The following is a 21,639-nucleotide window of genomic DNA, read 5'->3' on the forward strand; positions in this document are numbered from 1 at the left end:
TTTGATAACTTCCTTCTTTATTATTCATTTTACTTGATACATATATATTCATACAATAAGAGAGAAGAGGAGGAAATGATAAAATGCAGAAACAAATAACAAGAAATGAACCCATTAGTTCTTACAAATGGATTGTCTTATTGATTGCAACTATTTCACAAACATGTGCCACGTTTGTTACATACGGGATTGGTCCTTTAGCTTCTTTATGGCAGCAAGTACATCACATATCTCAATTTCAAATAGGATTACTTGTATCAGTTGTCAATATTGGACCTATCTTCTCAATGTTATTGTTTGGAAACCTAATGGACCGACATGGCGAGAGATGGATTGTAGGAGGAGGTTCTGTCTTACTTGGAGCGAGTATGTTGTTTGCCTATCCAGTCACCAATTATACATATGTAGTTGCTATTTTACTATTTGTAGGGATTTGGTATGGAACGGCACAACCTGGGGGCAGTAAAGCTATTGTAAAGTGGTTTCCTCCTCAGCGCAGAGGACTTGCAATGGGGATTCGTCAAACTGGAATTCCCATCGGAGGTGCTTTAGCTTCTAGTACACTCCCTTTCTTTTTTTATGAATATGGCCTTCCATCTGTAATACTTGTGCAAGCAATTGTAGCTATTAGTGGGGGGGTATTGTTTATTCTATTTTATCGTGAGGAGCATTCGAGCATTCAAAAAACAGAAGCGGTTTCCTTCTTTACAAAGTTAAAGAAGATACAAAGAAACTATTCTCTCTATCCTATCTTTTTAATTGGAATATCAATGATGTCGTTACAGATGGTGCTCGTTTCCCACCTAATGAGTTATCTTACAAATGAAGTTCATACAAGTCTTCATCATGCTGGAACATTATTAAGTATAGTATTGATAGGTGGAATGTTTGGGAGGATCCTTTTAGCATGGGCTAGTGATAACATATTTAAAGGAAATCGCATCATTCCATTACAAATAACTATTGTTATGACTGTCTTATTGCTCCTTTGTACGAGCTATGTCATGACTTATATGATTTTTGGGATACTTGTAATCTTGTGCTTCTTTTTTGGTTTCTTTGCTATCGGTTGGTTTAGTTTATTTATCGTTTTCGTATCGGAAAGATCAGATCCGCAATTTATTGGTTTAACTGTTAGTTTCGCTTTAACATTGAATCAATTTGCTATTGTACTTGCACCTACGTTGTTTGGTATATTTGTTGACTATTTCCATAGTTATACTGTGCCGTTTAGTATCCTAGCTTTTTTCATTGCTTTGAGTGGAATATGGTTAACCATTATCGAATATCGGAGCAAACCATTACAGTAACTACTAAATTACTTAACAAACTAGGTGGTACAGTTATTATAAACAAATTTTTGGTTCGATTTCTTTTAATACGGCACTAGTGATAAAAAACTATAAATATCAATAAGTAAAGAGGGAGAAAAATGTCACGTAAATTATACTTTGCACTCATTATGTTAAGCCTTATTTGGGGAGGATCTTTCTATTTTTTTAAGATTTTAGTTACGGATTTCAATCCTTTAGTAGTAGCATTTTTACGGTCAACTTTTGGAGCTATAACACTTATTGCACTTATACCATTTTTTCGCAAATCTTTTAGAGGAAACATCTTTTTTATACCTTTGTTTGCTGTCGGAATACTAAATACTTTAATTCCATGGACACTTATTTGTTTTAGTGAACAAAAAATGACTAGTAATTTAGCTTCTGTTTTAAATGCAACCCAACCATTATGGACAATGGTTTTAGGAATCTTATTATTTGGTATACATTCCAATCGCAACCAAATTATAGGTCTATTTATTGGATTCGTAGGTATTTTAATACTCTCAGATATACATTTATCAAATGTTTTTTCAGTTGATTCATTAAATTTCGTCGCAATGTTGATAGCAACTTTTTGCTATGGTTTAGCAACTCATATAACAAAGCGTTATCTTAAAGAGATGTCCATGTTCCAAATTTCTTTAGGTACATTATTAGTTGGTAGTATATGTAGTGGTGGCATAGTTCTATTTTTAGAAGAACCAATTCAAATTTTAACTAAAATATCCTGGCATCATATAGGCGCATTAATTGGAATAGGTACATTTGGATCAGGTATAGCTTATTTACTTTACTTTTACTTAATTCAAAAAGGGGGCCCTAACTTCGCATCCATATCCACATACTTAGTTCCAGTATCAGCTATTTTTTGGGGATATATTCTTTTAAATGAAAATATCAGTTGGAGATTAATCATTGGATTAGTTTTTATACTTATCGGAGTTTATATAACTAATCGTAAAATCCAGTTAAATATTCCAGTTAAAGGTATACAAAAAGAATCCTAATTATTTAAGGCATTTTCTTATTTGCGTGTTCAAAATAAATTTTTAAAAAGGAAGGTCCTCCAAATTAAAGAGCCTTCCTTTTTTGTCCACAAATAATATTCGTAATATTCCCTCTTCTATAACAATCGATATACTAACAACTAACATAGTACTACTATTTATTTGCTTTTCAGCTCGTTTTCATATAAGTTTATAAAGTTTAAATTCCTTTGTTATCACGTAATTCCACAATTGTTCCTTCAGGCGCTTTCAACTTACATAAGTAACCATTTTCTATTTGATATATAATCTCACCATTTTTCAAAACAAAATGGGTGTTCAATTCTTTTAATCGTTCAACCTCTTGCTGAAGATTTTCTACCCACAAACAGAAATGGACAAGCCCTTCACTATTTGAATTGGTTACGGGTAGCTCCTCCCCCTGCTTACCCGTTTGTAATTCGATATAAAACGCACCTAACTTCAACCAGGTATTAAATGCACGTCTGTGAAAATTTGGTGACTCTTGGACAATTATAAAACTCAACGCTTTTGTATAAAATGTCAAGGTTTCTGAATATGTATTAGTTTGGATACATAGATGGTGCACATAATTTTTTGACATTAACTTTTTCTCCTTCTTCATACTGCCCTATAGTTTAATTATATTTTTTCACAACCTCATCTATTTTAACATAAATATCCAATTCTATTTAGAAAAAATCTTTCACAATATGGCCAGATTGTGGAGCGAAGAAATACTCTACAAAATATACTTTTTTATAAACAAATTAAAAATTATCAATCCTTATTATAAATGATTAGACTCTTTATAGATTATCGAACTTTATTTTAAACCAACACAAGCATGTTCCTATACAAACAAACTTTATAAATTTGTATCTATAAAATGAAAAAAACGCTATTCTATTTGTAAAAATATACAGGAAGGATGGCGTTTTTGATATGAACTTATCAATTTTTGATGAACTAGAATTGTTTTCTCAAGAGTTAAAACGATATATGTCACCTGATGCTCTAGAGAGATTAGCTAAAAATGTAGGATTTGTTAAACGAAAAAGTAAATACCGCGCACAAGATTTAGTGGCCTTATGTATTTGGTTAAGTCAAAACATAGCCCATACTTCATTGACACAACTATGCAGTCGATTAGAAGCTAACACCGGTATTTCTATGAGTCCAGAAGGATTGAATCAACGCTTTAATTTACAAGCTGTGCAGTTTTTACAACAACTCTTAGCACATTTACTTCACCAACAATTTTGCTCTTCTAGTAAGATTCCAACTTTGTATACAAACTATTTTCGTAGTATTCGTGTATTGGATTCTACACATTTTCAGGTTCCAGATAAATTTGCTTCTAGATATCAAGGTTCAGGAGGTAGTGGTCATAGTGCTGGTGTGAAAATTCAATTAGAGTACGATTTGCTTAGTGGTCAATTTTTACATGTTCATGTAGGTTCGGGAAAGCAAAACGATAAAATTTATGGTTCTACTTGCTTAACGTCTCTTCAACCGCACGATGTATGTATACGTGATCTAGGATATTTCGATTTAAGAGATTTACAAACGATAGACGAGTGTGGTGCTTATTTTATTTCACGATTAAAGCTCAATACACGTATATATAGGAAGAATAGAGAACCTGAATACTTTCAAAACGGAACAATAAAAAAGCAATCTGAATACATCCAACTAGATATGGAGCAATTCATTGACCAATTACAGTCCGGTGAAACATATGAAATTCCTGAGATTTATATTGGGATGTATCAAAAACTTCCTGCAAGACTAATTCTGTACAAATTAACTGAAACGCAAATGAAACGTAGACAAAAAGATTTAGCATCTAAAGAACATAAAAAACAAATTACCTATAAAGAACGCAGTAAGCGACTTAGTGCAATTAACTTTTACATTACAAATATTCCTTTGGAATATCTGCCAAAAGAACAAGTATACGATTTTTATTCCTTACGATGGCAAGTTGAACTTATCTTTAAAACTTGGAAATCATTTTTTCGTATTCATCATTGTAATTCTATAAAATTAGAACGACTAGAATCTCACTTATACGGACAATTAATTAGCATCCTTCTTTGTTCCTCCACCATGTTTCAAATGCGCCGATTACTCCTCATCAAGAAGAAACGAGAATTAAGCGAATATAAAGCGATTTATATGATAAAAGATTATTTTCCACTTATTTATCAATCTCTACAAAAAGAGACACAAGAATTAACAAAGATATTGTCTCGGCTATTTAATCTCTTACAGAAAAACGGACGAAAATCCCATAGGTATGAGAAGAAAACAGTCTTTGATGTCTTAGGTGTCGTATACAACTTTTCTATGTCACACAATCATGTAGCGTAATCCAAAAAATTGAAACCCGTTCGGGTTTATTTGGTATGCACATCTTTAAAGAACTTACACTGGATTTTAAAAAAAAGAAAAAATCTCACGTGAAATTAAATTTATATAATCTTAGCTTGATGGGCATGGGGCGGGACCCCATGCCCATCAAGTTAAGATTTTAAAGTACCCCCATAACGAAATTTTTATCTCTCTACAGTTGTTTATGTGAATTAAGCTCGTGTTTTGCGTTTTGGGGGATAATTAGTTTTTTAACTTGATGGCGATGTGTCTGTACCCCTAATTTAAGATGATGTCGTACTTCCTCTTCAATCAGATTCGACTATACTTATTCTAACTTTCTACCTGTTAATAAACTTTACAACTGAACCCTAATTTGCAAGCTGGCGGAACAAATCGAAATATCATGCTTTCCCATCAAATAACAAACAGCAACAGTACTTTAAATTTAATTCTTAGGATATCGCTCTTTTACAAGTTCTTCGATGTTAATAGCTTTTTTAATTTCTTCTGATGATAACCAAGGTGTATATCTTGTTCCATTCTTAGTTTGTAAATATATCTGAAATTTTTTATTATATAGTTCTTCTTTAAGGATTGTGGTTACCTTGATTAAATCTTTAATTACAAGGGGATTATTTTCAAATTCATTACTACCGGTATTAATAATTAAATTCACCTTATATCCTCGGATATCCATATATTCCAAATTCGCATAAGTAATACCTTGTAATTCAAAACGATTGTTTTGAATTGCAATTAATCTCTCTTCTATTTTTGTATGATTTTTAATCCAATTTTCCAAATAAATGTCTATGGTATTGTTCATCGTTTTTTTCATTGTTAATAACAGCTCTTCTTTTGTTATCATTTTTTGCACATTTTTAAAAGGTCCACCTAAAGATTTTCCATTATAATCCTTAATTTCAAGTTCTGTTATCTTTTTATTATTTTTCTGGATGAGTTGAAATAGAGTATATAAACGATCTAATTCTACTGATTCAAATTGGCTAAAATCAATCTCGTTACTCATCTGCAAAGTTAATAATAATTCATTAGTTGGTTTTCCTTCATCTGATCTTCTATCCTCTGACAAATATTGAAGAGTGTTATCAGTTTTAGTTTCCACGTACCCTAACTTTTTTATTTCTTCTAGAGTTGGTTGGAATTTCTGATATGCCTCATATGTTTTTTTTCCATATTTGTATTCATCACTTTTTATGGATGAATAGAAGAGACCATCTACCTCTACTCGAAATTGAATATTTTTATTATTCTTTACTTGCACAGTATGGTATGCATGTCCCATATTATTTTCATTTAAAGGGCTCATATGTGTTACAACAACATCGATTCCGTGTTTTTCTTTTATATATTTTTGTACCTCATCTTCATTAACTTGATTACAACCACTTAAAAATATGAAACATACTACTAGCAATATTACATTTTTCATGCTTTTCATATAAGCACTCCCTACGTAAGATTAATTCTTGAATATGCAGCACACTGCAAAGCACTCTTTCCTTAGTCGTATACTTCAACTTTTATATAGTGTGAATCTTAAATCATTTAAGTTCTTGACGTTCCCATCTATACTGCTTGGAACATTACTGTCTTAAAATATATAACTTATTTATTTCAAGGTCTTTCTCAGTTCTAAAAGCATATGGTTCATTGGGCAAATATCTAAATTGTACATTCATACCATGAGACCTATTTTACTATAAAATAACGAAAAAATACGCTATTCTTTCTGTAGAATCATAGGAAAGGATGGCGTTTTTTATGTCTGTTTCTGTGTCTAACGAATTACAACTATTTGCTCAAGAGATTCAAAGCTTTTTATCTCCAAATATCTTGCGAGATCTTGCTAGAGATGTTGGTTTTGTACAACGAACCAGTAAATACCAAGAAAAAGATTTAGTCGCTTTATGTGTATGGATGAGCCAAAATGTCGCTACGACTTCTTTAACTCAGTTATCTAGCTGCTTGGAAGCATCAACAGAAGTGCTCATCAGTCCTGAGGGGCTGAATCAACGATTTAATCAAGCGGCTGTCCAATTTTTACAACACCTATTAGCTGAACTACTAACCCAAAAACTGGCCTCATCTATTCCGATTTCTTCTCCATACAATTCTGTTTTCAAGCGTATTCGTATTTTAGATTCAACCGCATTTCAACTCCCAGATCCCTTTACATTCGTTTATCCAGGTGCAGGAGGATGCAGCCATACAGCTGGGATAAAAATTCAACTTGAGTATGATTTGTTAAGTGGACAGTTCCTACATATTCATACTGGTCCAGGTAAACAACATGATCGAACCTACGGTTCTCTGTGTGTCCCAAATGTGTCAGCGAATGATTTATGTATCCGAGATTTAGGTTATTTTCATTTGAAAGATCTTCAACATATACAAGATAAAAAGGCTTATTATATCTCACGTATCAAATCGAATACACGTATTTATCAAAAGAACCCTAACCCTGATTATTTTCAAGATGGAAGAATCAAGAAAAGTACAGAGTATATCCAGATAGATATGGAGGTTTTAATGAACTCTCTTCAACCAGAACAAACATGTGAAATATCCAACGCTTATGTAGGAATGACTGATAAAGTCCCAACTCGTGTGATTGTTCATCGACTAACAAAAGAACAACAACAAAAACGATTACAAGATCAAGCTGTAAGAGAAAAAAAGAAAGGAATGAAGTATTCTCCTCGTAGTAAACGACTCAGTGGTATCAATGTATATATGACAAACACCCCTACAGATATTGTCCCGATGGGACAGGTACATGACTGGTATTCTTTGCGTTGGCAAATCGAAATTTTATTTAAAACGTGGAAGTCATTCTTTCAAATTCATCATTGTAAAAAGATAAAATCAGAACGATTGGAGTGCCATTTATATGGTCAATTGATTGCCATTCTACTCTGTTCTTCTATCATGTTTCAAATGCGCCAATTGCTCCTCATGAAGAAAAAACGAGAGCTTAGTGAGTATAAAGCCATATATATGATTAAAGACTATTTTCTTCTTCTATTCCAAACTATACAAAAAAACACCCAAGAGCTATCAAGGGTGTTACTTCGCCTGTTCAACCTCCTACAGCAAAACGGGCGGAAATCTCATCGATATGAGAAAAAAACGGTCTTTGATATATTAGGTGTCGTTTACAATTGTACCCTGTCTGATAATCAAGCCGCTTAATTCAAAAAAGTGAAACCCGTTAGGGTTTATTTCGTATGCAAATCTTTCAATCACCTACACTTGCCCTTTAGAAAAAAGAAACAATCTCGTCTAAAATTGATTTTGCATAAGCTTAGCTTGATAGCGATGGGGTAGCACCACATCGCCATCAAGCTAAAATTTTATAGCACCCCCAGAACGAAATTTTGTACTATCTTGTAATAAAATGCTCATTTTTTCGTTTTGAGGTATTTGCGTTTCTTAGTCTGATAGTGATGGGGTGGGCCCCCACACAGTACGATTTTATTTCAAAAACACAACGATTTTACTACACACTTTTTATTTATCCCAAACTCTCATCTGCTAGTATTACTATTTTTCATTACTAATCTTGCCGTTTCACTCGGATGGCTAAGAGGAAAATGATGGCCATATGGAACAAAATCAACCTTACCAAGATACGATGGAGCAGAATAACCTCTGTCATAATCCCCCAAAATAATGTGAAGATTATACTTTGTTACTTCCTTGAAATCACCTTGATCTTTTTTCAGTAGTAAACTGTTAAGCTGAACCGTAGTATTTAAAATTCTAGGAGAAGTAAAACTGTTACTTACTTTTTCGATATAATGTTCAGGGATGCTCTCCATACTTTCAAACAAACCATTATTTAATAAATAACGCCCTATCAAATTAGGAGTTGCCAATTTTAATGTCCATTTGTTTATAAATTGGGGAACATTTAGCAATTTAGCATTTTTTTTAGCAACAGGTGGCTGAAGTAACGTAATTGAATACTTCTTATCTATGTACTCTTGTACCAATGCTTCCAGAAGAATAAATGCACCGAATGAATGGCCAATTAGATGTGCACCATTCGTAGCTTTCTCCAATAACTTTTTCACTACATTCAAATAGATAGCTAGAAGATTTTTCTCTTGTTTAAAAGGAGAACGTCCCAAACCTGGAAGATCCAAAATCCATACAGGTTGACCAGTTTTTTCATGAAGCTCTTGTGCTAAAGGAAATAAATCCTCTCCATCACTCAATAAACCATGTAATAAAATAAACGGTTTACCCTCTCCTTGTAATTGGTAAAGGGTATTGTTATCGCATAATGTTCGTTTAAATACATGATTATGCTGGCCATATTGATACATCATTCGATAATCCAGATCAGCTACTACGGCAGGGAAAAATTTCATTACACTCGTCTCCTTAAACCAATCTCCTCCCATAATTTTTTTCGCTGAAACATTTGAAAATTTTCGTTTTGTAATAAAATTCAGTCCATCAGAAGGAATTTTTGTTATTTTACTTACTCCACTATTCATAATTGCTTTCATAAGTGGCATTGGGACAGAGATTTTTGGTGCCCTCATATTCATACTTTCTGACATAATACTTAATAACTCAGCAATGTTCTGATCGTGCTGTTTGTCTTCAACAAGTGTATATGTTTGAATAGTCGGTTGCTCTAATCTGAAAACCTGCACAATAAACTTCGCAAGCTCATCGTTTGAAATAAGTGGTAACCTATATCCCTTACCTCCAGGAATCATTGGCATGAGCCCTCTTCGCATACTCATCACAAGCAAACCTAATCCTGCTATCTGCTCTGTACTCCCTGTTTTACTACTACCGACTACAGTTGGCGGATTAATTACAGAAAGCGGATAACCTACTGCTGATGCCTGCTGACGGATATAAAGATCTGCTAAAAATTTTGTTCTCTCATATGGATTTTTTATTTTCAAATAATTATTTCCTTCTTGAAACACATCAATTGCAATCTTGCTATTTTTATCATCAAAGGGACTCATATAACCTACAACATGAATAAATTGTTGCAAGCCCTTCAATTGATGAATACTTTTAGCTAATTCACTAATATGTTTTGCGCCATTTAAAAATACGGAAGCTGCCTCTTTACTTGTCGCTTGAATATCCATGGGGCCTCCTGCGTGAATAATCACATCCGTTTTCAATACCCTCTCCTTATCTTCAGCACTTAGACCTAAATCTTTTTTCGTCAAATCACCTTCAATAAAGTCCATAACTTCCTTTTTTAAGTTTCCTCTTTCTTGAAAAAGGCGTATTGCTTTACTTTTCGACCTTACTAAAAGAAGAATTTTAACATCCTCTTTGGCTAATTCTTTCACTAATTGCTTTCCAATAAAGCCTGTTCCACCAGTTAAAAATACTGTTCTCATATAAAATCCCCCTTTTAGTACTAATCAGTACTAATTTAATTTAAAAAAAATGCTTCTTTTATCGAAGCAATTTTAAAAAATGATCTGCTGTTTTCGTGATTACAGTTGCATCCTTCAATGTTTCTGAAATAAATAACGCTCCTTCAAGATTTGTAATAAAAAGTGATGCAACCTCATCAATATGAATCGTATTTCTAAATTCTCCATTCTCTACCCCTTGTTTAAGTAATAGAGAAACTTTCTTTTGTAATCCTGTAAAAAAAAGACCTATTTTTTCTTTTATTTGCGTGGCCTGTTTAGGACTTTGAATATAAAGAGTAATAAATGGACAGCTCCCCTTATACTCTCTCGACTGAACTCCTTGTGATAATTGCTTTAAAAACAGTTGGATACGATCTTCAACTAAAAATTGGTTCTGAGAAAGTACGTCATCAATTGCAGATTGATACATTTCAATCCAATAATCAACGACCCCTTCTAATAATACTTCCTTATTAGAAAAGTGATAATACACATTAGACTTTGAAACTTTGCTTACACGTACTAATTCATCCATACTTGTATAAGCAAACCCTTTTTCTAAAAATAATGTTGCAGCTACTTCAATCACACGTTTTTGATTCATTAATTTTACCTTTGTCATAACTAGAACTATATAGTACTAATTTAAATATTACAAGTATTTATGTTAATTTAGAAAAAAGTTTGTTTAAAAAAGTTCCACTAACATTGATTTTACTGCAAAAAAAATCTTATTTTGAATAAAGTTGAACTGAACCCCGAAATTGTTAATTCACTATCGTCTAATAGAGGTCACCATACATACCCATCAACTTAAGAAAAAGAAATGCCCCCTTATTCAAGTTGCCTAGCCAAAAAATCACGTTTTAATAGACTTCTTTAGCATGCCTATCTTTCTATAAATTACCAGATATGAAACAAGGATCGTTTCATATCTAGTAATTTACTTGATTAGCTTGATGGGTATGGAGTAGTGCCCCTATAAACAAAACCCTCCAGAAACATCTAAAATCTGCCCTGTTATCCAGCGGCTATCAGCAGAAGCAAGGAATGCTACTGCATCTGCAATATCTTCAACTTGCCCTATTCGTTCGAACACAGATGAATTCGTAGCAAAACTTCGTATTTCCGGATCATCTAGCAATTTTGCATTAATATCTGTCTTCGTATATCCAGGCATAATTGTATTCACTGTTATACCTCTTTCTCCGAGATGTTTAGCTAGAGGAAGTGTCATCGTATTTAATGCACCTTTACTTAAGCCGTATGCAATTGAGCCTGTAAAACCAAGTCGTACTTCAGCTGATGAAATGTTAATAATACGCCCCTCTGCTCGTAGTAACGGCAATGTTTGCTGAATTAAGAAGAACGGTGCCTTAATATTTACAGACATAATTTCATCAAAAACTTCTTCTGTCGTATTTTCAATCGTTCCTTGTGTACCTATCCCTGCATTGTTTACTAAAATATCAATCTCTGATGTACCAACCCTTACTTGTAATTCATTCTTCAATTGTTCTACTAGCTTCTTGACACCATCAATTGAATTGAGTTCTGCTTCAATTAAGAATGCTTTTCCTCCATTAGATTCAATCTCACTAATTGTTTCATCTGCAGCTGCCTTATTTCGTCCGTAGTGAATCACAACTAATGCACCGTCGTTTGCCAATCTCATCGCAATCGCACGACCAATACCGCGACTCGCCCCTGTTACTAACGCTACTTTCCCATCAAGATTCTTCATTTTTTCCATCCTTTCTAAATTTCCGTTTAAAAAATCCAACACTTATATTTTCATGCAAACACCGATAATTTTAAATATAGATTTATAAGTAATTCAGTTCGTTCACTTATGATATTATAGTTATAACTTACGTTTTACTTTAGAAAATAAAATAAGGAGACTACACAATGCAAAACACAGTAAAACTGGATGAAATCGATCATAAGATTATGAACTTGTTGTATGAAAATGCGAGAATTTCTGTTTCAGAAATAGGACGAATTATATCCATGACGCAACCTGCTGTAAAAGAGCGTATTAATAAACTTGAAGATCAAGGAGTTATAGCGGCTTACCGAACGAAATTTGAGCCTTCCAAAATTAATAAAAACATTCAAGCATTCATCATGTTTAAAACGAGCCAATGCTCTGATTTCATCCAATATTGTAATGCCGCTCCTGAAGTAACTGATTTATATCGAATTAGCGGGGAATTTAATTATATGATGAAGGTCATGAGCGATTCGATGGATTCCCTCGCTGCGTTTTTAGACTCGTTAATGCAATTCGGATTATCATCTCCTTTAATTGTTTTAAAGAGTGAGTTCGAGGAGAAATTGTCATTCTAATAAAGGGATACGTATTATTATCCTCACTAACAGTAAAATTTTCTCTTTCTTGAGAAAAACCAACAAAATCAATGACTAGCAAACAAAAAAGAACATTGATTTTTCAATGTTCTTTTTATATCTCTACTTATTAATTCGATTGCTATTCGAAAAAAGCACCTTAATCCCTTACCCTTGATTCCTCTGCACCTCTCTAAACTCCTCCTTCACCTTCTCTAACAACCCTTCTTCCGTAATTAATCGATACGCCGTATTTGCTAATGCTTTTGCCGATGTAATTAATGCTTTATCTCCAAGTTCTGAACGTGCTGCTTCTCTAAATTCATTCGTATGTGCAATTAAGTCATCTGGTCCGATTTTAATGTACGGATGAATTGTCGGTACGACTTGACTTACGTTTCCTGCGTCGGTTGAACCGATCCCTACTCTTTCTTTACGATTTACCTCTTCACCTAATAGTTCTAATTCTTCCGCTACGATATCGTTATATGTTTTTGTTACGAGTAATTCATCGATTTCATTTTGGAATTGATGAATTTTTACTTTTGCACCTGTTGCTAACGCTGCTCCCTCAGCAATGTTTCTTACTTTTTCTGTTACTTCTGCACATCTTTTTCGCGTTGCTGCGCGGATGAAGAACCTTGCCGCGGCGTAGTCAGGAATAATGTTAGGTGCTTTTCCGCCTTCTGTAATAACGCCATGAATTTTCACGTCTGACGGAAGTTGTTGGCGAAGTGCGTTAATACTGTTATAAAGCTGAATAACCGCATCTAATGCATTAATCCCTTCTTCTGGTGAGGCTGCAGCGTGAGCTGTTTTTCCGTAAAAATGAAAATCAAGTGGATCGACTGCTAATGAAGGACTCGTTGTCGCTGTCTTTGCGCTCGGATGAATCATAAGCGCCGCATCAATGTCTTTAAATAAACCTGCCTTTACATAACTTGATTTCGCGCTACCATTTGGCCCGCCTTCTTCTGCTGGTGTACCAAACACGACAACTTCCCCGCCAATTTCTTCAAGCGTTTCTGATAATGCGATTGCTGCTGCAACGCTAATTGTGCCAATTAAATTGTGACCACACGCATGACCTAGTCCTGGTAAAGCGTCATACTCCGCTAAAAATGCAATGACTGGTCCTTGTTTTCCTGAACTTTTTCGCGCAATAAAACCTGTTTCATGTCCAGCTATATTGTGTTGCAGCTGAAATCCTGCACTACCTAGTAATAAGCTTAACGTTCTGGATGCGTAAAACTCTTGGTTTCCAATCTCCGGATTCGCATGAATATCATGACTTGTTTCTATGTACTTTTCCTTATTTCTTTCGATACTCTCTTCAATTGTTTTTCTTTGTGACGTTACTCCTGTCGCTCCCATTGTTCTTCCTCCTTTTATTTTCACGTAAAAAAGCCTCTTTCTAAAAGATAGAAAGAGGCTTCTGTATATACAATCAAAATGAGCTTCTTTCTTATCTTTCAAGTTACCTTGCTGGAATTGGCACAGTATTCATAACGAATCCGCTGCCGAGGTATCATAGGGCCAGTCCCTCCACCTCTCGTGATAAGAATTTTCATAAAATTATATTAAATTACATTCATTCTAAGTTCATTCCAAATAAAAGTCAAGGAATTCCTATCCGAATTTACCGAATATCTAAAAATCCTTTTAATACACCAATTGTTTCTGGCGCTTGCAGTCTGGCACATACGTACGGAAATTCTGTACTACCTTCAAACATCATTTGAGATGTAAGCGGTGCGCCTGCCCAGAAGATTTCATCATCAATTACGATAAACGGGAATGCTTTATTTTGTCTTTGTAACTTTACATTTTTCAGTGGAACTGGTCCATCACTATAAACTGTTATCTGTGCATTTGTACGCATTAACGCTTGCCATACTCGCTTATCCACTTGTTTTGTACTTGGAAGTGAAATAATAATTTTTCGTTTTGCGGCTAAAATATCTTTTAATAACCCTTTCGGCTCTTCAAGATTCATTTCCATAAACCAGCGTAAACGTTTCGAAATTTTCCGTTCCCACAATTGTCTTGATGTCGTGCGATCATACACATCTCCATGACGTTCTATATGAGCTGTTAATTGTGATAACGCTTGTTTTCTCGAAAGGTTTTTACGCATATAATGGCAATCTGATAATTGAATGAACTTCCCTCTCGCTCTTGTCACTGCTACATTGACGAGGCGATGGTTTTTGTGATCAAAGAATAATACGCCAGGTCGTTCTTGCGGATAACTGTCAACCGTATCAAAGATCATCATATCTCTTTCAGAACCTTGGAACTTATGAACTGTCGCCGCTAAAACTGGTATGTTTTGATATTTCGTTCTCTGCAACATTTCTCTAATACACGTTGATAAAAAGCGTGACTGCGCCCTGTAAGGTGTCACAACACCAATCGACTGAACACCGTCTAACAATCCGATTAACATCATTTGCATCGCTACTAAACCAGACATAATGTTAAAACGTGAACCAGAAGCCGCATCTTTTAACGAAAAAGCTCCCATTTGGCTCGTATCAAATAAAACACTCGCTTCATTTGCGAACGGCTGCAATTGCGCAAGTTCTTTACGCTCTGAAACAGACGGATGATCGTATACTCTATTTTTATAAATAAACGAATTCGTAAACTTCGATATATCCGCATGCATACGTCTTTGTTCCTGCAACATAAATAGGTTCGGATGTGCTTCTGATTTATTAACAGACTCAACAATCCCAGCATGGTAAAACATATCTTCCCCAAGCCATTTGCGAACAAGTTCATGGTTCGCCATCGCAATTGGAGGTAATTGTAAAAAGTCGCCACAAACAACGATACGTTTTCCAAGTGAAGCAGCTAATGCGATTTGCGGAACGAACGCCATACTCACTTCATCTACGACAACTAAATCAAATGTACGCTCATAAATTAGCGCATCAATTGCACATTTTGATAGAGTTGCACCAATTACTTTCGCATTTTCAATATATTCTTTTTCTACTTCTTTAATTTTCGCTTTTTGCTTTCGAAGATCACTTTCAATCTCTTGTATACGCTTCTTATCAGCAGAAGTCGCTTTATATGATAAAATCTTTTCACGAAGATCTTGTCGTGTTTCTTCTAAATAGAGTCTTTCTTCTCCCCAAGATCCGTTCGTCGTTTCAACTAGCTTCGACGTAAGTAATGTTTCATGATTTCGTATATGTTCATGTTGACTATAACCGTAACGAACAATTTCGCCAGGTGTCCATTTCTTTTTCTTCTCAATTTGTTTCGTTACTTCGCTCATTAATACGTCCACTGCCGCATTACTATGAGCTAACACAAGTACCGATTTTCCTTTTTGGTAATGAGCCGAAATAATACGTGATAAATTGTACGACTTCCCTGTTCCAGGCGGTCCCCATACGTACGTTGTCGGATTGTAAAACGAACGATATGCTAGTTCATTTTTCGGATTTTTCATCTTCTCAATATGCTTCGGACTGCTCGTCCCATCAACGAGACGCTTTATACGATTACGTTTTAGCTTATCTTTACGTGCTTCTTTCAATCGCTCTTGCAGTTGCTCTAAAAGTTGCCACGGTTCACTGTATAAAACCGCTTCTCTTATTTCACCTTGTATATAATCATTTAATTTCAATTCTATTTCTAATCCATGTACAGATAATACTTCTCCTGTCGCTTCCTCACCATCGAACTCAATTCGAATTGGTGAACCTTCAGGTAAACTTACTTCCGAAATAAGCTGAAATACATACACTGTATTCTCATAATCTGTATATAAAAAACGACCGTTCATGATAGAAATTTTACTACCACCTATCGTTTTCCAATGTTTAATTTCATATGCTAATGCATAATGCCACTCTTTCATCGTTTCCGATAATGAAGGAGTTTGAGTAGGTATATTCATCGTATAATCTCCTTCCTTCTCCCCAAACATACTTTCTCACTATACCATACAACACGCTTAAATTTGTAAGGTTTTTATCTTGCTTATTTTCTTAATTTTCAATAATATATTGTATATAATTTTCAGAAAGAAGGAATCTACATGCCAGTTAGAAGAATTGAACACGTAGGACTTATGGTTGCAAACTTAGAAACATCTATTACTTTTTATGAAAAAGTAGTTGGCTTACAGCTCATTAAGCGAATGGGACACCCAAACCCAGACTTAAAACTCGCTTTTTTAGGTGTAGAAGAATCGAAGGAAACGATACTTGAATTAATTGAAGGCTACAATTCTTCTCTTCCGGCAGAAGGAAAAGTACATCACATTTGCTTTAAGGTAGATTCATTAGAAGAAGAAATCACAAGACTAAAGAAACACACAGTAACCTTTTTACTAGGAGAAGAAGTCGAAACATTACCAGATGGAACACGTTACATATTCTTCGCTGGTCCTGATGGAGAGTGGATTGAGTTTTTTGAGACAGAGAGATAAAACAAACCTTTATTTTGCGGGATAGAAAAGGAGCCGGAATTACGGTCCTTGTTTTTAACCAGTAACAATGAAACATACCTCCAACCTAAGAATTTGCCAAGATTAAAAATACAATCATTTTGTTAGGAGGAGAGAATGGGAAATACAGTCTTTATTATTGTTTTTTGGATACTGATACTATTTCCAATCCTTTATGTAATCAAGATAAAGGATTGGAATATAAAAACAGCTGCCTTATTTGTTGGAAGGATTCTATTAAGTATTGTCTATTTTATAAATGGAATGGTATTAGGTCTGCAACGAAATTGGGTAGAACCTCCCTATGAAACAGAATGGGATTTCTTTGTAAAGTCTTTACTAAACGGAAAAACTGATGCACTTATACACTTGTTACTTCTAATTATTATCATTACTTTGGATCTATTCATTACATTTTATTATATCAATAAAAAGAAATAGGATATTCTCTCCTATTTCTTTTTTATGAGTAGCGCCATATCGTTATCAAACTAAGGTTTTATGTTGCCCCTAAACAATAATTTTTTACATTTTTACTCTGGAGATGTCAATTTTACTATATTTTGGGTATTTATTTTTACTAGCTTGATGGACATGGGGTTGATTTATTTTCTTAGGCTGATAGGCATGTGGTGCTATCCCATTGCTATTAAGCTAAGAATTTAATTGTAATAAGGTAATACTTAAGATACAAATAAAATATCTTTTCCATGTCGCACTGTTTTATTGAAGTCTATCCCGAGTTGTAGCTAGTTCAATGCGACTGTAAATTCGGAGTTCGGTGCGCCAGCAAATACAACCGTTCCATTCTCTGGTAGTTTCACTTTGTTATTATCACTAACGACGGTAAAATTGACGCATACTCCATTCTCATCATACACCGCGAATGAACTTCCTGATGGCAACTCCACATTCATCGTTTTCCCTGCTGCCTCTTGCGGGACCGTAAACCATTTCGCATGCCCATTTTTTTGCAATGTAACTTTTGATAATCGACCTGTATCAAGGGGTTTTACGTTAGATTCACTGACGTATAAAAAGCTGGACATCTCCATATATTCAGTACCATCCTCTGTATAGAAATGGGCTTCCTTTGTATCCCGCCCATTCATCACAGGAATTTGAATTTGATGCGTCGCCGTATTCGGACCTGTAATTTTTTTGCCGTCCCAATATCCATCCTTGATCGTAATTTGTGTGTTAAGAGGCATTAGTTGTCCTAGATAGTTCATAGAATTAAATTTTTCGTTAACGAGATAGAACTTGCCACCCTCGCGCTTCGCCCATGCAGCAGCTGTTTTCTTCGGTAACACATTGTTTTCTAATTTCTGGGCTAAATAGTGAGTCAGCACATTTTGCCCCAATCCCGGTGATAATTCATATGTGCTCTCTCTCAAATAAACTTTTCCATTCTTCTCTGTGACGAAGTTAAGCTTGGAAGTACCCTTCTCATTTATAAAGCTTCCATCCGCCGTATATACATATTTTTCTTCCGGTTTAGTTGGTAAAACCAGTTCTCCCTTCTTCGTAATTTCTATTTTGAAATGGCTATAGCTATTTCCATAAAATCCTGCTTTTTTTACCACGTCTTGAGGCACTTTAGCCTTGACGGGCTTTCCGAAGGATTTATCTGGCTTTATATCCTTAATTGTCCCTTTCTCTTTAAGCCTAGCTAGCAGTAATTTATTTGCCAACAGTTGATTTGTCATGCTGCTGCCGCCGGAGGACAATACAGCTGCTGCCATCTTCTGTTCTGGAAGCACGACCAATGTAGCATGTTGCAGTATCGTATCCCCACCCTTAGTCAACGCTTTTATCCCATATTCACTGAATGGGTATAGTTTTACACTATCCCAGCCAAGTCCATAGTTGAACACATTTCCGCTATCTCCCGGCCACATTCCTTTTTTATATTCTTCTTGTTCCATCGCCTTGACTGCTTTATTAGAGAGAATTTCTTTTCCCTGTCCCATAAATATTTGTGAGAATCGCACCACATCTTCTGCAGTAGAAGAGATTCCTCCCGTACCAATTAGATTCACCATTTCACTTGGTAGCTGTCCCTGGTATGTCGGAGAATACAGTCCAGCCCGCTTTTCGTCTTCCCATTTGTCTTGCGATGTTATCGTATGATTCAGTTTTAATGGCTCTGTAAACTTTTGATGTAGAAATTCAGTAAAACTCATACCGCTGACTCTTTCTACCAAGATCTCAGCCAGTGTAAAACCGTCATTACAGTATACTGAGAACGCACCAGGGTCTGCCTTCAAGTTTTGGTTGGACAATTGTTGCAATAATATATCATGGGCATAAGCATCATTATCTTTAAATAAAAATGCATTATTGAACGTCGAACCTTGCAAACCCGAGGAGTGATTCAACAGCATACGCGGTGTAATACGCTTATATCGTTTATCTTTCATTTTAAAATCAGGAATATAGCGGGCAACAGGAGCATCCAAATCAACTTTTCCTTCGTCTACCAGTTTCATAACAGCCGCAGCTGTATATACTTTACTGGTTGAACCAATTCCGTATAGAGTATCTTTGGTTAGTGGCTCTTTCCCTTCTATGTCGTTCTTACCTGTCTGCCCCGACAAAATAAGTTTACCATTATCAATCAGCGCATACTGTACACTAGTCGTCTCATAGGACTTCGTGAGCAGTGCAGCGTTCTCTGCAGCAATCTTCTCCAAATCTTTGCTAGCAACTTCTTGGCTAGATACAACCGGAGTCTTACTGCTAGAAGACGCTATCGCTCCTGTTGGTAGACTCATCGTTAGAGCTAAGGTAGCGGCTAACACTCCAGATAATTTATTTTCCATAAGAAAAATTCCTCCTTAGATAAATGATCGATTTCATCTTTTATTTGTTCAATTACAAACATCACATAAACTACTATTCTGGCTTTATCCCTACTGTCTATATTCAACAAGTAAAATACTTTTAAAAAGACCAGTATTCTCGGCTCTACCCATACTGTTCAAATTGCCGTCAACATATGCCCCTCCAGCAAAAGTATCAAATCCTAGAATAACATCTGTATGTTCCCATATCGGGACACCGTTAGGAAATATAATTTCATAGATTCCTAGACCATATCCATTGATTCTTCCCTTTCCTGTAGGAACTGTAGTGAGTATTCTGTTCTTTCAGTAATTGCCACCAATAGAATGCTCTTATTACTAGTTTGTTTTTCGTATAAATGTATCCTATTTACCCTCCCTCTTTTACGCTTCTCTATATTTGTATCCTACACAATAAAAATTTCTTTTTTCTTATCCATTTCTTACAATTTCCTTACGTTCAAATCACTTCTATAATTAGATAGGTTTTATTTTAAAATCTCCAGGATAATAAGTGCATATATAATCCCACGATTTTATAGAAGATGGATTAATAACCTTTCATGCACATCTCTAATATTCCCTTAGATTCCACCCTCAACCTTTACCACAGTTCCAACTGGCATCAACACTTCTTCACATTCTTATAAGTGGAAGTCATTATTTCATATTCATCATTGTAAAAAGATAAAACGAGAACTGAAACACCCCCTAATATAATTGACGTTGTATGAGCTTTGATTGATAGCGACGGGGTACCGCCAGTATTTCGGAAAAAACCACACTAAGGGTATACAAGGTTTTATACAGTTTTTCAGTTAATCCAATAAGAGACAAGAACCCTAAAACCGCACCAGGATAGGAAAGTATAAAAAATGCATAGATCCATAGAACAAAAAAAAAGACGATTCCCTTGTAAAATTAGGGAACCGTCTTTTTCTTCGCTATCGATAACAAAAATCAAGTACGTAATATTTTATTTGTCGATATTTTTTCAATCTTCATTATCGATTTCTATTGTACCCGTTCTAGCACTAACCTTTAAAATATTTAACAAATTATCAGGTGTCTTGATTTCTACTTCATATTCAAATTTTGATTGTGCTAAGTTATCATCTTCTAATTCGAATTCTTTTTTCACATTAATAATTTCTCCATTTGTATGAGCTAAAGAAATTTCACGAACTTGTTTCTCTGTGTAGTTTTCATTCTTTTTTGCATAATTGTAACCCATACCATAATATCCACCAACAATAGCAATACCACTTACTAAAATAGCAATTACACTTATAATTATTTTCTTTTTATGCTTTAACATTTTCATCCACTCCTTAATGATTACTCCTCTATTCCAAATCTTGCTTCAAGCGCATTTTCTGCTTGCTCTAATTGATCTTCCAGTATATCGTGTTCTTTTTCTTGCGTTTGATATTGTTCAACAGTTATCGTTCCAGCGTGATAATCTGCTTCTAGCTGATTATCAGATAGATCTATCTTGTCATCCAATTGGTCAATTTCTTTTTTTGTTGCCAAGTACATATTTAAGTTATCTTCTTTTGCTCCAACTGGTTTCGTGTTATTTGCCTTTTCTACAATAGATGTGACTTCGTTTTTGAAATCTTGTGTTTGCTTCGTATCATTCGTAGCAGGCTCTGTTTTGTTTGGTTCTTGTTGTAGTTGAGCAACTTCTTTTTGTAATTTATCATTTTCCACTTTCAGTTGTTGCACTTCTGTATTGTTAACAGCTTGAGTAGAACAAGCTGTTAACAATACACAAGATATCGCTCCAATCAGCATCCATTTTCGCATTCTGTTTTCCTC

Annotated in this window: 17 protein-coding genes and 1 riboswitch; of the genes, 7 read left to right on the top strand and 10 right to left on the bottom strand. The window is 34.9% G+C overall.

All coding sequences use genetic code 11. The annotated features are described in order from the left end of the window. Positions 1–83: 83 nt before the first annotated feature. Both ACLBXA_RS07830 and ACLBXA_RS07835 read left to right on the top strand, forming a co-directional pair. Positions 84–1,310, top strand: a complete 1,227-nt coding sequence (locus ACLBXA_RS07830; RefSeq protein ID WP_001171807.1) for an MFS transporter — start codon at positions 84–86, stop codon at positions 1,308–1,310. A 122-nt stretch (positions 1,311–1,432) separates the two neighbouring features. Then, the gene (locus tag ACLBXA_RS07835) at positions 1,433–2,341 is read left to right on the top strand and encodes a DMT family transporter (RefSeq protein WP_000087751.1); all 909 of its coding nucleotides are present in this window, start codon (positions 1,433–1,435) and stop codon (positions 2,339–2,341) included. A gap of 199 nt (positions 2,342–2,540) precedes the next feature. Here the strand turns inward: ACLBXA_RS07835 and ACLBXA_RS07840 are convergent, their stop codons facing one another. Then, positions 2,541–2,945 (bottom strand): VOC family protein, encoded by a 405-nt coding sequence (locus ACLBXA_RS07840; RefSeq protein ID WP_000042407.1) that lies wholly within the window; start codon positions 2,943–2,945, stop codon positions 2,541–2,543. A gap of 341 nt (positions 2,946–3,286) precedes the next feature. On the opposite strand from ACLBXA_RS07840, the gene ACLBXA_RS07845 reads away from it, so the two are divergent. After that, entirely contained in the window at positions 3,287–4,717 is a 1,431-nt protein-coding gene (locus ACLBXA_RS07845; RefSeq protein WP_001053906.1) for an IS4 family transposase, read from the top strand. 448 nt (positions 4,718–5,165) lie between these two features. Here ACLBXA_RS07845 and ACLBXA_RS07850 read toward each other — a convergent pair whose 3' ends face one another. Then, positions 5,166–6,182, bottom strand: coding sequence for a hypothetical protein (locus ACLBXA_RS07850; RefSeq protein WP_081143985.1), 1,017 nt, complete (start codon positions 6,180–6,182; stop codon positions 5,166–5,168). 323 nt (positions 6,183–6,505) lie between these two features. Between ACLBXA_RS07850 and ACLBXA_RS07855 the strand changes: the two genes are divergently transcribed. Then, positions 6,506–7,936 carry an IS4 family transposase gene (locus ACLBXA_RS07855; RefSeq protein ID WP_081143986.1) on the top strand — a complete coding sequence of 477 codons (1,431 nt, stop codon included), beginning with the start codon at positions 6,506–6,508 and terminating at the stop codon, positions 7,934–7,936. 335 nt (positions 7,937–8,271) lie between these two features. Here ACLBXA_RS07855 and ACLBXA_RS07860 read toward each other — a convergent pair whose 3' ends face one another. From ACLBXA_RS07860 to ACLBXA_RS07870, 3 genes are all read right to left on the bottom strand, one after another. Beyond that, positions 8,272–10,128, bottom strand: coding sequence for an alpha/beta fold hydrolase (locus ACLBXA_RS07860; RefSeq protein ID WP_001261152.1), 1,857 nt, complete (start codon positions 10,126–10,128; stop codon positions 8,272–8,274). A 58-nt stretch (positions 10,129–10,186) separates the two neighbouring features. Then, a complete protein-coding gene (locus ACLBXA_RS07865; RefSeq protein ID WP_001072318.1) occupies positions 10,187–10,753 on the bottom strand; it encodes a TetR/AcrR family transcriptional regulator in 567 nt (188 codons plus the stop codon). Between the two features lie 375 nt (positions 10,754–11,128). Beyond that, a complete protein-coding gene (locus ACLBXA_RS07870; protein ID WP_000792677.1) occupies positions 11,129–11,893 on the bottom strand; it encodes an SDR family oxidoreductase in 765 nt (254 codons plus the stop codon). A 167-nt stretch (positions 11,894–12,060) separates the two neighbouring features. Between ACLBXA_RS07870 and ACLBXA_RS07875 the strand changes: the two genes are divergently transcribed. After that, the gene (locus tag ACLBXA_RS07875) at positions 12,061–12,501 is read left to right on the top strand and encodes an Lrp/AsnC family transcriptional regulator (RefSeq protein ID WP_001181721.1); all 441 of its coding nucleotides are present in this window, start codon (positions 12,061–12,063) and stop codon (positions 12,499–12,501) included. Positions 12,502–12,669: 168 nt separating this feature from the next. Here ACLBXA_RS07875 and ACLBXA_RS07880 read toward each other — a convergent pair whose 3' ends face one another. Both ACLBXA_RS07880 and ACLBXA_RS07885 read right to left on the bottom strand, forming a co-directional pair. Next, entirely contained in the window at positions 12,670–13,875 is a 1,206-nt protein-coding gene (locus tag ACLBXA_RS07880) for a M20 family metallopeptidase (RefSeq protein ID WP_000501376.1), read from the bottom strand. Between the two features lie 88 nt (positions 13,876–13,963). Continuing rightward, positions 13,964–14,065: riboswitch (SAM riboswitch) on the bottom strand. Between the two features lie 75 nt (positions 14,066–14,140). Next, on the bottom strand, positions 14,141–16,450 hold the full coding sequence (locus tag ACLBXA_RS07885; protein WP_002162750.1) for an AAA domain-containing protein: 2,310 nt from the start codon (positions 16,448–16,450) through the stop codon (positions 14,141–14,143). A 111-nt stretch (positions 16,451–16,561) separates the two neighbouring features. Here ACLBXA_RS07885 and ACLBXA_RS07890 point away from each other — a divergent pair, with 111 nt between their 5' ends. Further along, positions 16,562–16,954 (top strand): VOC family protein, encoded by a 393-nt coding sequence (locus ACLBXA_RS07890; RefSeq protein WP_001145295.1) that lies wholly within the window; start codon positions 16,562–16,564, stop codon positions 16,952–16,954. A 135-nt stretch (positions 16,955–17,089) separates the two neighbouring features. Then, positions 17,090–17,413 (top strand): hypothetical protein, encoded by a 324-nt coding sequence (locus tag ACLBXA_RS07895; RefSeq protein ID WP_000528636.1) that lies wholly within the window; start codon positions 17,090–17,092, stop codon positions 17,411–17,413. 308 nt (positions 17,414–17,721) lie between these two features. Here ACLBXA_RS07895 and ACLBXA_RS07900 read toward each other — a convergent pair whose 3' ends face one another. From ACLBXA_RS07900 to ACLBXA_RS07910, 3 genes are all read right to left on the bottom strand, one after another. Continuing rightward, complete coding sequence (locus ACLBXA_RS07900) at positions 17,722–19,797, bottom strand: serine hydrolase domain-containing protein (RefSeq protein WP_000428443.1); 2,076 nt, start codon at positions 19,795–19,797, stop codon at positions 17,722–17,724. Positions 19,798–20,812: 1,015 nt separating this feature from the next. Beyond that, a complete protein-coding gene (locus tag ACLBXA_RS07905) occupies positions 20,813–21,136 on the bottom strand; it encodes a PepSY domain-containing protein (RefSeq protein WP_000912129.1) in 324 nt (107 codons plus the stop codon). 20 nt (positions 21,137–21,156) lie between these two features. Beyond that, positions 21,157–21,627, bottom strand: coding sequence for a hypothetical protein (locus ACLBXA_RS07910; protein ID WP_001233663.1), 471 nt, complete (start codon positions 21,625–21,627; stop codon positions 21,157–21,159). Positions 21,628–21,639: the final 12 nt, after the last annotated feature.

The sequence above is a fragment of the Bacillus sp. D48C genome (assembly GCF_053345735.1).

Bases quoted from the DNA above. Each gene is read 5' to 3' on its own strand.
- ACLBXA_RS07830 (WP_001171807.1), top strand. From the start codon at position 84: ATGCAGAAACAAATAACAAGAAATGAACCCATTAGTTCTTACAAATGG.
- ACLBXA_RS07835 (WP_000087751.1), top strand. From the start codon at position 1,433: ATGTCACGTAAATTATACTTTGCACTCATTATGTTAAGCCTTATTTGG.
- ACLBXA_RS07840 (WP_000042407.1), bottom strand. From the start codon at position 2,945: ATGTCAAAAAATTATGTGCACCATCTATGTATCCAAACTAATACATAT.
- ACLBXA_RS07845 (WP_001053906.1), top strand. From the start codon at position 3,287: ATGAACTTATCAATTTTTGATGAACTAGAATTGTTTTCTCAAGAGTTA.
- ACLBXA_RS07850 (WP_081143985.1), bottom strand. From the start codon at position 6,182: ATGAAAAGCATGAAAAATGTAATATTGCTAGTAGTATGTTTCATATTT.
- ACLBXA_RS07855 (WP_081143986.1), top strand. From the start codon at position 6,506: ATGTCTGTTTCTGTGTCTAACGAATTACAACTATTTGCTCAAGAGATT.
- ACLBXA_RS07860 (WP_001261152.1), bottom strand. From the start codon at position 10,128: ATGAGAACAGTATTTTTAACTGGTGGAACAGGCTTTATTGGAAAGCAA.
- ACLBXA_RS07865 (WP_001072318.1), bottom strand. From the start codon at position 10,753: ATGAATCAAAAACGTGTGATTGAAGTAGCTGCAACATTATTTTTAGAA.
- ACLBXA_RS07870 (WP_000792677.1), bottom strand. From the start codon at position 11,893: ATGAAGAATCTTGATGGGAAAGTAGCGTTAGTAACAGGGGCGAGTCGC.
- ACLBXA_RS07875 (WP_001181721.1), top strand. From the start codon at position 12,061: ATGCAAAACACAGTAAAACTGGATGAAATCGATCATAAGATTATGAAC.
- ACLBXA_RS07880 (WP_000501376.1), bottom strand. From the start codon at position 13,875: ATGGGAGCGACAGGAGTAACGTCACAAAGAAAAACAATTGAAGAGAGT.
- ACLBXA_RS07885 (WP_002162750.1), bottom strand. From the start codon at position 16,450: ATGTTTGGGGAGAAGGAAGGAGATTATACGATGAATATACCTACTCAA.
- ACLBXA_RS07890 (WP_001145295.1), top strand. From the start codon at position 16,562: ATGCCAGTTAGAAGAATTGAACACGTAGGACTTATGGTTGCAAACTTA.
- ACLBXA_RS07895 (WP_000528636.1), top strand. From the start codon at position 17,090: ATGGGAAATACAGTCTTTATTATTGTTTTTTGGATACTGATACTATTT.
- ACLBXA_RS07900 (WP_000428443.1), bottom strand. From the start codon at position 19,797: ATGGAAAATAAATTATCTGGAGTGTTAGCCGCTACCTTAGCTCTAACG.
- ACLBXA_RS07905 (WP_000912129.1), bottom strand. From the start codon at position 21,136: ATGTTAAAGCATAAAAAGAAAATAATTATAAGTGTAATTGCTATTTTA.
- ACLBXA_RS07910 (WP_001233663.1), bottom strand. From the start codon at position 21,627: ATGCGAAAATGGATGCTGATTGGAGCGATATCTTGTGTATTGTTAACA.